This is a genomic window from Stenotrophomonas sp. YJH_SMC_101-4, assembly GCF_059370395.1.
Genome location: NZ_JCAFTP010000001.1, coordinates 288,603 through 303,995, shown reverse-complemented (window position 1 = coordinate 303,995; position 15,393 = coordinate 288,603). Strand labels below are relative to the sequence as shown.

The 15,393-nt window shown below is 65.1% G+C and carries 12 protein-coding genes; 5 read left to right on the top strand and 7 right to left on the bottom strand.

Annotated features, from left to right (window positions below):
- The first annotated feature begins 10 nt into the window (after nt 1–10).
- On the top strand, nt 11–3,184 hold the full coding sequence (locus tag AC5P8D_RS01440; RefSeq protein ID WP_049455474.1) for a multidrug efflux RND transporter permease subunit: 3,174 nt from the start codon (nt 11–13) through the stop codon (nt 3,182–3,184).
- Between the two features lie 183 nt (nt 3,185–3,367).
- On the opposite strand, the gene AC5P8D_RS01435 is transcribed toward AC5P8D_RS01440, so the two are convergent.
- Entirely contained in the window at nt 3,368–3,631 is a 264-nt protein-coding gene (locus tag AC5P8D_RS01435) for a hypothetical protein (RefSeq protein ID WP_010480434.1), read from the bottom strand.
- A 157-nt stretch (nt 3,632–3,788) separates the two neighbouring features.
- On the bottom strand, nt 3,789–4,937 hold the full coding sequence (locus AC5P8D_RS01430; protein ID WP_071306108.1) for an acyl-CoA dehydrogenase family protein: 1,149 nt from the start codon (nt 4,935–4,937) through the stop codon (nt 3,789–3,791).
- Nucleotides 4,938–5,089: 152 nt separating this feature from the next.
- Here AC5P8D_RS01430 and AC5P8D_RS01425 point away from each other — a divergent pair, with 152 nt between their 5' ends.
- From AC5P8D_RS01425 to AC5P8D_RS01410, 4 genes are all read left to right on the top strand, one after another.
- Entirely contained in the window at nt 5,090–6,019 is a 930-nt protein-coding gene (locus tag AC5P8D_RS01425) for an ArsR/SmtB family transcription factor (protein WP_010480432.1), read from the top strand.
- Nucleotides 6,020–6,031: 12 nt separating this feature from the next.
- Nucleotides 6,032–7,126 (top strand): homocysteine S-methyltransferase family protein, encoded by a 1,095-nt coding sequence (locus AC5P8D_RS01420; protein WP_143994107.1) that lies wholly within the window; start codon nt 6,032–6,034, stop codon nt 7,124–7,126.
- Nucleotides 7,123–9,807: a methionine synthase gene (gene metH, locus AC5P8D_RS01415; protein ID WP_495203011.1), complete on the top strand. Its 2,685-nt coding sequence runs from the start codon at nt 7,123–7,125 to the stop codon at nt 9,805–9,807. Before AC5P8D_RS01420 ends, metH begins: the two co-directional genes overlap by 4 nt.
- A gap of 79 nt (nt 9,808–9,886) precedes the next feature.
- Nucleotides 9,887–11,074 (top strand): MFS transporter, encoded by a 1,188-nt coding sequence (locus AC5P8D_RS01410; RefSeq protein WP_049455476.1) that lies wholly within the window; start codon nt 9,887–9,889, stop codon nt 11,072–11,074.
- Nucleotides 11,075–11,122: 48 nt separating this feature from the next.
- On the opposite strand, the gene AC5P8D_RS01405 is transcribed toward AC5P8D_RS01410, so the two are convergent.
- From AC5P8D_RS01405 to AC5P8D_RS01385, 5 genes are all read right to left on the bottom strand, one after another.
- A complete protein-coding gene (locus AC5P8D_RS01405; protein ID WP_099560593.1) occupies nt 11,123–11,809 on the bottom strand; it encodes a DUF2058 domain-containing protein in 687 nt (228 codons plus the stop codon).
- Between the two features lie 10 nt (nt 11,810–11,819).
- The gene (locus AC5P8D_RS01400; RefSeq protein WP_019337356.1) at nt 11,820–12,059 is read right to left on the bottom strand and encodes a SlyX family protein; all 240 of its coding nucleotides are present in this window, start codon (nt 12,057–12,059) and stop codon (nt 11,820–11,822) included.
- Nucleotides 12,052–13,401 (bottom strand): UDP-glucose dehydrogenase family protein, encoded by a 1,350-nt coding sequence (locus AC5P8D_RS01395; RefSeq protein ID WP_495203010.1) that lies wholly within the window; start codon nt 13,399–13,401, stop codon nt 12,052–12,054. Before AC5P8D_RS01395 ends, AC5P8D_RS01400 begins: the two co-directional genes overlap by 8 nt.
- Nucleotides 13,402–13,424: 23 nt before the next feature.
- Nucleotides 13,425–14,402 (bottom strand): FKBP-type peptidyl-prolyl cis-trans isomerase, encoded by a 978-nt coding sequence (locus AC5P8D_RS01390; protein WP_010480420.1) that lies wholly within the window; start codon nt 14,400–14,402, stop codon nt 13,425–13,427.
- A 96-nt stretch (nt 14,403–14,498) separates the two neighbouring features.
- Nucleotides 14,499–15,086 carry a glutathione peroxidase gene (locus tag AC5P8D_RS01385; RefSeq protein WP_019337359.1) on the bottom strand — a complete coding sequence of 196 codons (588 nt, stop codon included), beginning with the start codon at nt 15,084–15,086 and terminating at the stop codon, nt 14,499–14,501.
- Nucleotides 15,087–15,393: the final 307 nt, after the last annotated feature.

Below are 15,393 nucleotides of genomic sequence, written 5' to 3'. Positions count from 1 at the left end.
ACCTTCCGTCATGCCTAAATTTTTCATCGAACATCCAGTCTTCGCCTGGGTGGTTGCGATCCTGATCTCGCTCAGCGGCGTGATCGCGATCCTCAACCTGGGCGTGGAGTCCTATCCCAACATCGCCCCGCCGCAGGTCACCGTCTCGGCCACCTACCCGGGTGCCAGTGCCGACACCACGGAGAAGTCGGTCACCCAGGTGATCGAGCAGCAGCTGACCGGTATCGATCACCTGCTGTACTTCAGCTCCTCGTCCGCCTCCAACGGCCGTGCACAGATCACCCTGACCTTCGAGACCGGTACCGATCCGGACATCGCCCAGGTGCAGGTGCAGAACAAGGTCTCGCTGGCCACGCCACGCCTGCCCTCGGAAGTCACCCAGCAGGGCGTGGTGGTGGCCAAGGCCAACGCCGGCTTCCTGATGGTGGTGGCGCTGCAGTCCGATACCCCCGCCATCAACCGTGACGCCCTGAACGACATCGTCGGTTCGCGTGTGCTCGACCAGGTCTCGCGTATCCCCGGCGTCGGCAGCACGCAGCAGTTCGGTTCCGAGTACGCCATGAACATCTGGCTGAACCCGGAAAAGATGCAGGGTTATGGCCTGTCGGCCAGCCAGGTGCTGGCGGCGGTGCGCGCGCAGAACGTGCAGTTCGCCGCCGGTGCGCTGGGTTCGGACCCGTCGCCGGAAGGCCAGCACTTCACCGCCACGGTCTCGGCCGAAGGCCGCTTCAGTTCGCCGCAGGAGTTCGAGAACATCATCCTGCGCGCCAATGCTGACGGTTCGCGCGTGCTGCTGAAGGACATCGCCCGCGTTGCCTTCGGTGCCAACAACTACGGCTTCGACACCCAGTACAACGGCAAGCCGACCGGCGCCTTCGCCATCCAGCTGCTGCCGGGCGCCAATGCCCTGAACGTGGCCGATGCGGTGCGCGCCAAGATGGACGAACTGCAGCCCAGCTTCCCGGCCGGCGTCACCTGGTTCTCGCCGTACGACAGCACCACCTTCGTCAAGATCTCGATCCAGGAAGTGGTCAAGACGCTGTTCGAGGCGGTGTTCCTGGTGTTCCTGGTGATGCTGATCTTCCTGCAGAACTTCCGCGCCACCCTGATCCCGACCCTGGTCATCCCGGTGGCCCTGCTCGGTACCTTCCTGGGCATGTGGATGATCGGCTTCACGATCAACCAGCTGACCCTGTTCGCGATGGTGCTGGCGATCGGCATCGTGGTCGATGACGCGATCGTGGTGATCGAGAACGTCGAACGCATCATGACCGAGGAAGGCCTGGCGCCGAAGCCGGCCACGCAGAAGGCGATGACCCAGATCACCGGCGCGGTGGTGGCGATCACCGTCGTGCTGGCTGCGGTGTTCATCCCGTCCGCCCTGCAGGGCGGCGCCGCCGGTGAGATCTACAAGCAGTTCGCCCTGACCATCGCCATCTCGATGGCGTTCTCGGCGTTCCTGGCCCTGGGCTTCACCCCGGCGCTGTGCGCGACTTTCCTCAAGCCGACGCACAACGACAACCCGAACATCATCTACCGCACCTTCAACAAGTACTACGACAAGATCAGCCACACCTACGTGGGCCACATCACCTCGGCGGTGCGCCATGCGCCGCGCTGGATGATCCTGTTCGTGGTGCTGACCGCTCTGTGCGGTTTCCTGTTCACCCGCATGCCGGGCAGCTTCCTGCCGGAAGAAGACCAGGGATATGCGCTGGCGATCGTGCAGCTGCCGCCGGGCTCGACCAAGGGCCAGACCAACGAAGTGTTCGCGCAGATGCGTGGCATCCTGGAAAAGCAGGATGGCTATGAAGGCATGCTGCAGGTGGCCGGTTTCAGCTTCGTCGGTTCCGGCGAGAACGTGGGCATGGGCTTCATCCGCCTGAAGCCGTGGGAGGAACGCAAGTTCACCGCGCCGGAGTTCATCCAGAACATGAACGGCGCGTTCTATGGCATCAAGGAAGCGCAGATCTTCGTGGTCAACCTGCCCACCGTGCAGGGCCTTGGCCAGTTCGGTGGCTTCGACATGTGGCTGCAGGACCGTAGCGGTGCCGGTTACGAGCAGCTGACCCAGGCCCGCAACATCCTGCTCGGCCAGGCCGCGCAGAAACCGGACCACCTGGTCGGTGTGCGCCCGAACGGCCTGGAAAACGCGCCGCAGCTGCAGCTGCACGTGGATCGCGTGCAGGCGCAGTCGATGGGCATGTCGGTGTCGGACGTGTACAGCACCATCCAGCTGATGCTGGCCCCGGTGTACGTCAACGACTTCTTCTACGAAGGCCGCATCAAGCGCGTGACCATGCAGGCTGATGGCCCGTACCGCACCGGCCAGGAGTCGTTGAAGAGTTTCTACAGCCCGTCCAGCCTGACCACCAATGCCGATGGCACCAACGCGATGATCCCGCTCAACACGGTGGTCAAGTCCGAATGGGTGTCGGCACCGCCGTCGCTGAGCCGCTACAACGGCTACTCGGCGATCAACATCGTCGGCTCGCAGGCACCGGGCACCAGCTCGGGTGAGGCAATGCAGACCATGGAAGGCATCGTCAACGACGATCTGCCGGCCGGCTTCGGCTACGACTGGTCCGGCATGTCCTACCAGGAAATCCTGGCCGGCAACGCGGCGACGCTGCTGCTGGTGCTGTCGATCGTAGTGGTGTTCCTGTGCCTGGCCGCGTTGTATGAAAGCTGGTCGATCCCGGTGGCGGTGCTGCTGGTAGTGCCGCTGGGCGTGCTCGGCGCCCTCGGCCTGTCCATGCTGCGTGGCCTGCCGAACGACCTGTTCTTCAAGATCGGCCTGATCACCGTGATCGGCCTGGCGGCGAAGAACGCGATCCTGATCGTCGAGTTCGCGGTGGAGCAGCGCGCAGCTGGCAAGACCCTGCGTGATGCCACCATCGAGGCGGCACGCCTGCGTTTCCGACCGATCCTGATGACCTCGTTCGCGTTCATCATGGGCGTGATCCCGATGGCGATCTCCACCGGCGCCGGCGCCAACTCCCGCCACGCCATCGGTACCGGCGTGATCGGCGGCATGCTGTTCGCCACCCTGCTCGGCCTGTTGATGATCCCGGTGTTCTTCGTGGTCGTGCGCCGCATGCTGGGCGACAAGCTGGATGAACCGTCCAAGGAGTTCATGGAACGCCAGCGTGATGCGGATGCTGCACACCGCCCGGATCGTTGATCCGGTGGTGAGCTGAAACGAGAAAGGCCCCGGAGCGATCCGGGGCCTTTTTTCTGCTTTTGAATGCATCCCAACCAAGGTTGGCATCTACCAAGGCAACGACATGCCCGACGGCTGGCAATCACCAGAGCTGCGGCATGCCCGGTAGCCGCCAACCTTGGTTGGCGCCGTTCGGGCCACGTCTCAGCGCAGCAGCGCAATCACCACGCACACCACCACGAGAGCCAGCGCAGGCCATTGCATCGGCAGGAAGAAGAAGTGATGGGGTGCGGCCTCGCCCTTCTGCCGGGGCAGACGATTGAGCCACAGGCCCAGCAGTACGTTCACCGCTGCGCCGATGCCTGCACCCAGCAGCACCTGGGGCAGTGGAGTGTTGCCCTTGGAGCCTTCATGCGGGAAGAAGTACGCCAGCAGCAGGATGGCTGCGATCGGCGTCACCAGCGTCATGAATCCCCAACCTCGATAGATCATCTTTGCAGACCGCGTAATAAACGACCTGCATTGGAACAGATCGGGTATCGCCCGGCCAAGAAGACCGTGTAGATCCACGCATGGCGTGGATCTACCGGCCGCGCCGCCGTTGCAGCGGCGCGGCCCTTTCCACTCAGCGCAGTCCGGTCTCGTTGCGGGCGATCACCAGGCGCTGGATTTCCGAGGTGCCTTCGTAGATCTCGGTGATCTTGGCATCACGGAAGTAGCGCTCCAGCGGCATTTCCTTCGAATAACCCATGCCGCCATGGATCTGCACCGCCTGGTGGGTGATCCACATCGCGGCTTCCGAAGCGGTCAGCTTGGCCACCGCCGCTTCCGTGCTGAAGCGCTTGCCCTGGCCCTTCACCCACGCCGCGCGCAGGGTCAGCAGCAGTGCTGCGTCCAGCTTGCACTTCATGTCGGCAATCTTGGCCTGGGTCATCTGGAAGGTGCCGATGGCCGCGCCGAACGCCTTGCGCTCCTTCACGTATTCCAGGGTCGCTTCATAGGCGGCGCGGGCGATGCCGATGGCCTGCGAGGCGATACCGATGCGGCCGGCATCGAGCACACTCATGGCGATCTTGAAGCCCTCGCCTTCCTGGCCCAGCACATCCTCAGCCTGCGCCACGTAATCGTTGAACTCGATCTCGCAGGTGGCCGAGGCACGGATGCCCAGCTTCGGTTCGGTCTTGCCGCGACCGAAGCCCGCCTTGTCGGTATCGATGAGGAAGGCAGTGATGCCGCGCGCGCCCTTGTCCGGCTCGCTCATCGCGAACAGCACGATGTACTTGGCCACCGGGCCGGAGGTGATCCAGCTCTTCTTGCCGTTGATGATGAAGGTGCCGTCGGCCTGCTTCACGGCGCGGCAGCGCATGGCCGTGGCGTCCGAACCGGACTGCGGCTCGGTCAGCGCAAACGCGCCGATGGCCTCGCCCTCGGCGATCGCACGCACGTAGGTCTGCTTCTGCGCTTCGGTACCGTGAGTGAGGATGCCATTGCAGAACAGCGAGTTGTTGACCGACATGATGGTCGAGTGGGCAGCGTCGGCGGCAGCGACCTCCACCATTGCCAGCACGTACGCAACCGGGTCCATGCCCGCGCCGCCGTATTCGGTCGGCACTTCGATGCCCATCAGGCCGTTCTCGCCGAGCAGGCGGATGTTGTCCAGCGGGAACTCGCCGGTACGGTCATGGTGCTCCGCGCTCGGAGCGATCTTCTCCTGCGCGATCCGCCGCGCCACGTCCTGCAACATCAACTGCTCTTCAGTAAAGCTGAAATCCACAACACCCTCCCGGGTACATGATGTTATGGGCCGCGCACGGCGTGCCCAGGTGCCCCGATTGTACCGGGGCCGGCGGCGTCCGTACGCCAGCGACTTGACCGCGGCAGGCCTTCTCAGCGAATATATCTCTATATCGCGATAGGTAGATATTTATGGATCTTGAAGACTGGTCGACCCGCCTGAAGGTGTTCGCCGATGCGACCCGCGTGCGCCTGCTGGCGCTGCTGGAGCAGGAGGAACTGACCGTGGCCGAACTGTCGGCGATCACCCGGCTGGCACAGCCGCGGGTGTCCACCCATCTGGCGCGCCTGAAGGAAGCCGGCCTGGTTCGCGACCGCCGTGCCGGCGTGTCGGCCTATTACCGCTTCGACGAGGCCCAGCTGGACCCGGCGCAGCGTGCATTGTGGCATGCCTTGAGCAATGGAAGCGACGACCCGCTGCTTCGCCAGGACGCCGAACGCGTCGCCGCCGTGCTGGCCCACCGCGCCTCCGACCAGAACTGGGCCGACAGCGTGGCCGGCGACATGGAGCGCCACTATTCTCCAGGCCGGACCTGGGAGGCCCTTGCGCGCACCGCGCTGCCACTGCTGGAAACCGGCGACGTGCTGGACATTGCCTCCGGTGATGGCGTGCTGGCCGAACTCGTCGCCCCGCATGCCAAGCGCTACATCTGTATCGACACCAGCGCACGCGTGGTCGCCGCCGCCAGCGAGCGCCTGCGCCGCCTGCCCAATGTGGAAGTGCGCGAGGGCGACATGCATGCCCTGCCGTTCAAGGACGGCAGCTTCGACCTGGTGGTGCTGATGCATGCGCTGACCTACGCCAGCAAACCGGCGCAGGCGGTGACCGAAGCCGCACGCGTGCTGCGCCCCGGTGGCCGCCTGCTGCTGTGCAGCCTCGCCCGCCACGAGCACAAGGCAGCAGTGGAGGCTTACGGCCACGTCAACCTCGGTTTCAGTGACAAGGAACTGCGCAGGTTCGTCGACAAGGCCGGCCTGCAGGTGTCCAGCCTGGAGACGGTTACCCGCGAAAAGCGTCCGCCGCACTTCGAAGTGATTTCACTGATCGCCAACAAGCCCTGAGCCGAGACCGCCATGCCTGCCCTGCCCTGGTTGCATCCTGATCGTGCCAACGCCCTGCTCGACGCCCTGCGCGAGCGGATCCTGATCATCGACGGCGCGATGGGTACGATGATCCAGCGCCATGGCCTGCAGGAAGACGATTACCGTGGCGAGCGCTTCGCCGATGGCTACGACCATCTGCATGGCCCCGGCTGCGATCGCGCAACACCGGAAGGCCATGACCTGAAGGGCAACAACGATCTGCTGCTGCTGACCCGGCCACAGATCGTCGCCGACATCCACACCGCCTACCTGGAAGCGGGCGCGGATCTGGTCGAGACCAACACCTTCAACGCCACGTCGGTCAGCCAGGCCGACTACCACCTCGAACACCTGGTGTACGAATTGAACAAGGCCGGTGCCGCGGTTGCGCGAACCTGCTGTGATGCAGTGGCTGCGACCACGCCGGGCAAGCCCCGCTTCGTGATCGGGGTGATCGGCCCCACCAGCCGCACCGCCTCGATCAGTCCCGACGTCAACGATCCGGGCTTCCGCAACACCAGCTTCGACGAGCTGCGCGACACCTATCGCGAAGCGATCGAGGGCCTGATCGACGGCGGTGCCGACACCCTCATGGTCGAGACCATCTTCGACACGCTCAACGCCAAGGCGGCGCTGTATGCGCTGGAAGAGGCTTTTGATGCGCGTGGCGCGCGCTTGCCGGTGATGATCTCCGGCACCATCACCGACGCGTCCGGACGCACCCTGTCCGGGCAGACAGCGGAAGCCTTCCATGCCTCGCTGGCGCATGCACGACCGCTGTCGATCGGACTGAACTGCGCGCTGGGCGCCGATGCCATGCGCCCGCACGTGGAAACCCTTGCACAGGTCGCCGGCTGTTATGTCAGCGCACACCCCAATGCCGGCCTGCCCAATGCCTTCGGCGAGTACGACGAAACGCCGGAGGACATGGCCAGTACCCTGCGAGGCTTCGCCGAAGATGGCCTGCTGAACCTGGTCGGCGGCTGCTGCGGTTCCACCCCGGACCATATCCGTGCAATTGCCGAGGCCGTGGCCGGGCTGCCGCCGCGCGCCCTGCCCGGTTCCCAGGAGCAGCAGGCCGCATGAGCACCTCGCCCTACACCCGCCTGTCCGGGCTGGAACCGCTGGTCATTACCCCGGATCTGCTGTTCATCAACGTCGGCGAACGCACCAACGTCACCGGCAGCGCGCAGTTCCGCAAGCTGGTCAAGGAAGGCCGCTACGAAGAAGCGGTGGACGTGGCCCGCCAGCAGGTGGCCAGCGGCGCGCAGATCCTCGACGTCAACATGGACGAGGGCCTGATCGATTCGGAAGCGGCGATGACCCGCTACCTCAACCTGATCATGTCCGAGCCGGACATCGCGCGTATCCCGGTGATGGTCGACTCCTCCAAGTGGAGCGTGATCGAGGCCGGCCTGAAATGCCTGCAGGGCAAGAGCGTGGTCAACTCGATCTCGCTGAAGGAAGGCGAGGCACTGTTCCGCGAACACGCACGCAAGGTCCTGCGCTATGGCGCCGCCGCGGTGGTGATGGCCTTCGATGAAAGCGGGCAGGCCGATACCTGCGCGCGCAAGGTCGAGATATGCACCCGCGCCTACCGCATCCTCGTCGACGAGATCGGTTTCCCGCCGCAGGACATCATCTTCGACCCGAACATCTTCGCCGTCGCCACCGGCATCGAAGAGCACGACAACTATGCAGTGGACTTCATCGAAGCCACCCGCATCATCAAGCAGACGCTGCCGCACTGCCATGTGTCCGGCGGTGTCTCCAACGTGTCGTTCTCGTTCCGTGGCAACGAAACGGTACGCCAGGCCATCCACTCGGTGTTCCTGTACCACGCCATCGCCGCCGGCATGGACATGGGCATCGTCAACGCCGGCGCCATGCCGATCTACGACGAGCTGGAGCCGGAACTGCGCGAGCGCGTGGAGGACGTGATCCTCAACCGCCGCAGCGACGCCACTGAGCGCCTGCTGGAAATCGCCGAGCGCTACAAGGGCAAGAAGGGCGCGGCGAAGACCGAGGACCTGGCCTGGCGCGAGAAGCCGGTGGCGCAGCGCCTGGCGCACGCGCTGGTGCATGGCCTGGACGCCTATGTGGAAGAGGACACCGAACTGGCCCGACAGGCCTCCAGCCGCCCACTGGATGTGATCGAAGGCCCGCTGATGGACGGCATGAACGTGGTCGGCGACCTGTTCGGCGCCGGGAAGATGTTCCTGCCGCAGGTGGTGAAGTCCGCGCGCGTGATGAAGAAGGCGGTGGCCTACCTGCTGCCGTACATCGAAGCGGAAAAGGCGCGCAGCGGCGACACCGCCAAGAGCAACGGCAAGATCATCATGGCCACGGTGAAGGGCGATGTGCATGACATCGGCAAGAACATCGTCGGCGTGGTCCTGGCCTGCAACAACTTTGAAGTAGTCGACCTTGGCGTGATGGTGCCGGCACAGAAGATCCTCGATGCCGCGCGCGAACACAACGCCGACCTGATCGGCCTGTCCGGACTGATCACTCCGTCGCTGGAGGAGATGAGCCACGTCGCCCGCGAGATGCAGCGCCAGGGCTTCGAGCTGCCGCTGCTGATCGGTGGCGCCACTACCTCGCGTGCGCATACCGCGCTGAAGATCGACCCGCATTACAAGGCGCCCACGGTGTGGGTGAAAGATGCCTCGCGCGCGGTCGGCGTGGCCCAGTCGCTGATCTCGCGTGACCTGCGTGAAGCCTTCGTTGCCGCCAACGAGGCCGACTATGCCGAGATCCGCGCGCGCCACCGCAATCGCGGCGATGCCAAGCGCCTGGTCACGCTGGAACATGCACGCGGGCAGAAATTCCAGGGAGGATGGGACAGCTACACGCCGCCGGCACCGAACCAGCCCGGCCTGCACGTATTCGACGACTACCCGCTGGCCGAACTGGTCGACTACATCGACTGGACGCCGTTCTTCCAGGCCTGGGAGCTGGCCGGCAAGTTCCCGGCCATCCTCACCGACGAGATCGTCGGCACTCAGGCCAGCGATCTGTACAAGGATGCCCGCGCGATGCTCGAGCGCATCGTCGGCGAAAAGTGGCTGACCGCCAAGGCCGTGTTCGGCCTGTGGCCGGCCAACAGCGTCGGCGACGACGTGCGCGTGCAGCACCCGCAGGGCGAGACCACGCTGCACTTCCTGCGCCAGCAGGTGGACAAGCCGGCCGAGCGCCCCGATTTCTGCCTGGCCGATTTCATCGCGCCGGCCGACAGTGGCCAGCAGGACTGGATCGGCGCCTTCGCGGTGACCGCCGGCATCGGCATCGACGCCCACGTGGCGCGCTTCGAGGCCGACCATGACGATTACAACGCGATCCTGCTCAAGGCCCTCGCCGACCGCTTCGCCGAAGCGTTGGCCGAGCGGCTGCACCAGCGCGTACGCACGGAATTCTGGGGCTACGACCACGCCGAGACGCTGGACAACGAGGCACTGATCGACGAGCAGTATCGCGGTATCCGCCCCGCGCCGGGCTATCCCGCCTGCCCGGAGCACAGCGAAAAGCGCTGCCTGTTCGATCTGCTGCAGGCTGAGAAGAACGCTGGCATGGAACTGACCGAGAGCTTCGCGATGTTGCCCACGGCCGCTGTCTCCGGCTACTACTTCAGCCATCCGCAGAGCCAGTACTTCGTTGTCGGACGGCTCAGCCGCGAACAGGTCACCGACTATGCCCGGCGCAAGGGCGTGGACCGCGCCCAGGCCGAACGCTGGCTGGCCTCCAATCTCGACTACGATCCCGAATGAGGCTGTAGCGCCGGGCCATGCCCGGCGTCATCTCCCGTCCGCCGGGCATGGCCCGGCGCTACCGTGCATTATTCCCGCGATGACCGTTCCCGTTGCCCGCCTCTCCAGCTTCTACCTGTTCTACTACGCAGCGCTCGGTGCGTTCACCCCGTACTGGAGCCTGTTCCTCACTGCGCGCGGCATGAGCGTGACCGCGATCAGCGTGATGATGGGCCTGTGGTATGCAACGCGCGTGGTTGCGCCCAGCACCTGGACCTCGCTGGCGGCGGCCTCGCCACGGCCGATCCGCCTGCTGCGTATCGGCTGCCTGCTGACCCTGATCAGCTTCGCCGCGTTCCTGCTTCCTCTGCCGCAGCCGTGGATGTATCCGGCAATGGTGGTGTTCTGCTTCTTCTACAACGCGGTAATGCCACAGTTCGAGTCGATCACCCTCACCCATCTCGGCAGCGACAGCCATCGCTACGGCCTGATCCGGGTCTGGGGCTCACTGGGCTTCATCGCCATCGTGACCCTGTTCGGCTGGCTGATCGAAGGTGACGGCACCTCCAGCCGCGCCGGGCTGCTGCCGTGGATGATGCTGCCGCTGTTCGTCCTGCTGGTCGCTTCCGCCTTCAGCAATCACTACGCGCGCGGCATCGGCCGGACCGAAGGCGACGCCAGCGGCTTCTGGCAGATCGTGCGCCGCCCTCCGGTACTCGCGTTCTTCCTCGCTGCCTTCATGGAGCAGCTTTCGTTCGGACCGTACTACACGTTCTTCTCGGTCTACATGGACCATCACGGCTACCGCACATCCACGCTCGGCCTGCTGTGGACCATCGGCGTGGTGTTCGAGGTCGGCGTGTTCTTCACCATCGGCCGTTTCTTCCGTCGCTACGACGCCAGCTGGATGCTGCTGATCGCGCTGGTCAGTTCCTGCCTGCGCTGGGCGGTCACCGCGCTGTTCCCGGAGAACCTGCCGGTGATGCTGCTGGCCCAGACCGCGCATGCGCTCGGCTTTGCTGCTTTCTTCGCCGCAGCCATGCAGATGCTGGCGACCTATTTCCCGGGCCGCCTCAACGGCCATGGCCAGGGCCTGCTGTACGGTTTCTCGTCCGGTGTCGGCGGCGTGCTGGGCGCACTCATTGCCGGCCAACTGTGGAAGATCGACGATGGCCGCACCGCATTCCTGGCGGGGAGCGGGTTTGCCCTGGTCGGCGCATTGCTGTGCTTCTTCGCACTGAGCCTGCCGTTGATCCGTGCACGCCGCAGCATTGCGCGCGCCCGGTAACGAAAACGCCGGGCAATGCCCGGCGTTTTCATCGTGCAGCAGGTGTAGTTACCAGATCAGGTCGTCCGGCACCTGGTACTGCGGGTCCGCGTACGGATCTTCCTCGGCCGGCGCATCCGGATCGACCTTCAGCGCCACCGAGGCGGCGAACACCGCTTCGGACTGTGCCAGCACCTCGGCAGTCACCAGCAGGTAGCGGCCATTGAGCTGCACCACGCCCAGCTCACCGGCATTGAGCGCGGTCAGCTGTTCGGCGGTCACGTAGATGCGCTTGATCTTGCCGCCATACGGGAAGTGGCGGGCGATGTCCGCCGCCTCGGCGTTGAGGCTCTTGTCCTTCAGCAGTTCTTCCAGCTTGGCCTTCGCCTCGCGGCGAACGCGTGCTTCTTCCTGCTTCAGGCGCTCGGTCTCGATGCGCTCTTCCTTCTCCCGCTGCGCGCGGATGGCATAGGCCTTGGCCAGGTCCATCTCTTCGGCGCTGCGCGGCTTGCGCGGGCCCTGCTGTCCCTGGCCACCGCGCGCATGCCCGCCGGGCTTGCCCGCGCCACCATGACCGTGCCCGCGACGCTCGCCGGGCTTGTGTTCGCCCTTGCCTGCGCCCTGCGGCTTTCCATTGCCGTTGCCACCCTTGCCCTGCGGGCGGCCATCACGACGGGGGCCATCATTCTTGCGCTCGGGCTTGGGCGCGGGCTTGAAGCCCAGGCCCATCAGCTGGTCGCGGAGGGTATCGCTCATAGGATTCGGATCAGTAGTGCGGCGGCGGCGGTTCGCTCGCCGGATCAGAAGAATTCAGTGCGTTGCGGACCTTGCCCAGGTCTTCCAGCAGCACGCGCAGCACATCGGCGTTGCGCATGCCCTGCATGCGGGCATCAGCCAGCGCATCGCTCAGTTCGGCCAGCGCCTGTTCCTGGAAGGACACGCGCATTTCCAGCTCGACCAGGCGCGCTTCCAGCGCCTGCTCGCGTTCAGTGGGCATATCAGACATGCAACGAGCGCCCCCGGCCAATGCCGTAGTACGCAAGACCTGCAGCTTCCACTTCGCCCGGCTCATACAGGTTGCGGCCGTCGAACACCACTGCGTCCTTCAACTGCTCGCGCAGCTTCTGGAAGTCGGGGCTGCGGAACTGCTTCCACTCGGTGACCACCACCAGTGCATCGGCGCCCTGCAGTGCTTCGCCTGCCGTGCTGCAGAACGTGAGGTCGTCGCGCTCACCGAAGATGCGCTGCGATTCATGCATCGCTTCCGGGTCGTAGGCACGCACCGTGGCACCGCCTTCCCAGAGCTGGGCCAGCAGGCGACGGCTGGAGGCCTCACGCATGTCGTCGGTGTTCGGCTTGAAGGCCAGGCCCCATACGGCGAACGTCTTGCCGCGCACGCCTTCGTCCTCGCCCTTGTCGTAATGGCGCTGGATGAGCGCGAACAGGTGGCCCTTCTGGGCATCGTTGACCGCTTCAACCGCATTGAGCAGCTTCGGCTCCAGGCCATACTGCTGGGCGGTACGGGCCAGTGCCTGCACGTCCTTCGGGAAGCACGAGCCACCGTAGCCGGCGCCCGGATAGATGAAGTGCCAGCCGATGCGCGGGTCCGAGCCGATGCCCTGGCGGACCTGCTCGACGTCGGCACCCACGCGTTCAGCGATGTTGGCGATTTCATTCATGAACGAAATCTTGGTCGCCAGCATCGCGTTGGCGGCGTACTTGGTCAGCTCGGCCGAGCGCACGTCCATTTCCACCACACGGTCGTGGTTGCGGTTGAACGGCGCGTACAGGCGACGCATCACCGCCACCGACTCCTCGCTGGTCGCACCGATGATGATGCGGTCCGGGCGCATGCAGTCGGCGACTGCGTCGCCTTCCTTCAGGAATTCCGGGTTGGACACCACGTCGAAGGCGATGTCCGCGCCCCGCGCGGCCAGCTCTTCAGCGATGGCTGCACGCACCTTGTCAGCGGTGCCGACCGGCACCGTCGACTTGTTGACCACCACGGTCGGCACGCTCATGTGCCGGCCGATGGTGCGGGCCACGGCCAGCACGTACTGCAGATCGGCGCTGCCATCCTCGTCCGGGGGCGTGCCAACGGCGATGAACACCACCTGGCCATGCTTGATGGCGGCCGCCGCATCGGTGGTGAACGCCAGCCGCGAGGCGGCATGGTTGGCCTTCACCATCGGCTCAAGGCCCGGCTCATAGATCGGGATGATGCCCTGGTTGAGGCCATCGACCTTGGCCTGATCGATGTCCACGCAGACCACCTGGTGGCCTGCGTCGGCCAGGCAGGTACCGGTCACCAGTCCAACGTAACCTGTACCAAAAATCGCAACGCGCATATCCGTATTCGCTCCTGAATGACTTACGGCAGAACGCCCAGCAGCTCGACGTCGAACGTCAGCGTCGCGTTCGGGCCGATCGGGCCGCCCGGGGTGCCGTTCTCGCCGTAGGCCAGTTCGCCCGGGATCCAGAAGCGGTACTTCGAACCGACCGGCATCAGCGCGACGCCTTCGGTCCAGCCCTTGATCACCTGGTCCAGGCCGAACTCGGCCGGCTGGCGGCCGTAGGAACTGTCGAACACGGTGCCGTTGAGCAGCTTGCCTTCGTAGTTCACGCGCACCTTGCTGCTCGGCAGAGGACGCTCGCCGCTACCCGGGCGGATCACCTGGTACTGCAGGCCCGACGAGGTGGTCACCACGCCCGGCTGGGTCTTGTTCTTGGCCAGGAATGCGTTGCCTTCCGTGCGGTTGGTCTGCGCAGCCTGGGCGGCCTTGGCCTGCATTTCAGCCTGCTTGGCACCCATGAAGGCCTGGATGGTGGCGGTCGCGTCAGCTTCCGTCATCTTCGGCTGGCCCTTGGTCAGGCCGGTGCTGATCGCGTCAAACAGCGAGGCGACATCGATATCGTCCTTCAGCTGCGCCAGCGACGGGCCCACCGAGTAGGAGCCGATCATCTGCGACACCTTGACGCGGTCGACCTTCGGCGGCTGCGAACCCGGTGCCACGCCCGGCACCTGCTGGCCACTGCGGGCCATCACGACCTGGCGCAGGGCGGCATCGGTGGCCTTGGCCTGTTCCTGGGTGATCTGCGGCTGCAGGCCCTCGAACGAGCGCTCAACGGCGGTGCGCAGGGCGGCCACATCGATCTCTTCGGCGATCGGGGTGAACGACTTGGCCACGTCCAGGCCGATGGCATAGCCGAGCTTCTGCTTGGGGGAATTCAAGGTTGCGGTCTCCTTGGCGGCTGCGGGGGCAGCCGGTTGTTGCGACAGAGCGACACCCGAAGTGCCCATCGCCAGAATCAGAACCGACGCCGCGGCGCCGCGCATTCCCATCTTCATTCGCTGCATTCCTGGAAGTGTCTGGGCGCCGACGTCGGCGCGAAAAGAAGCATTGTCGCACGCATGCCGTCGATGTCGAGGCATGCGTGCCGGATATCAATGCGTGGCGGCTGCCGCCAGCGCCTTGTCGATGGCCGCGGTCAGCTGCGGATCGTCCGGCGTCACCTTGCTGGCGAACTGGGCAATGACCTTGCCATCGCGGCCCACGAGGTATTTGTGGAAGTTCCAGGCCGGCGCAACGCCGGTCGCTGCGGTCAAGCGCTGGTACAGCGGCGTGGCCTGGGTACCGACCACATGCACCTTCTCGAACATCGGGAACTTGACGCCATAGGTCAGGGTGCAGAAGTCCTGGATCTGCTTCTCGTCACCCGGTTCCTGGCCCTTGAAGTCATTGGAAGGGAAGCCCAGCACCGCGAAACCGCGGCCGGCATAGCGCTTCTGCAGCGCCTCCAGCCCTTCGTACTGCGGCGTGTAGCCACACTTGCTGGCGGTGTTGACCACCAGCAGCACCTGCCCGTGATAGCGCTGCTGCAGATTCACCTGCTGCTTGCTGGCCAACGGCCGGTATTCCAGATCGAGCAGGTCGGCCGCCAGCGCACTGGCGGAACCGGCGGCACCGGCCACCATCAGGGCCAGCAGGGACAGGCCGCGCAGGCGGCACGGGGAAACGGTCGGCAGGGGCATCAGAGGCGGTCCGCGGTAGCCATTCACAAGGCCCGGCCAGCGCTGGCCGGGAATCGGCCGAACTATAGCACCGGGCTCCGGCACCCCTGATGGCACAGGCCCACACGGGCTTTGCGCTGCGTGGCGGATGCGCTGCCCGGGCGCCATCGATGGCGCAGCGATGACATAGCATGGACATCACTGAATGGAAGGCGGCCCCGGGAAGACCCCTGCGGCAGTTTTATTTCCCTTTTAAATCAATCAAATAAAGGGATATTTCAGCAATCTGACCACCCCTGCCATCAGTTGGGGGCGGCAAGGGGTTGCA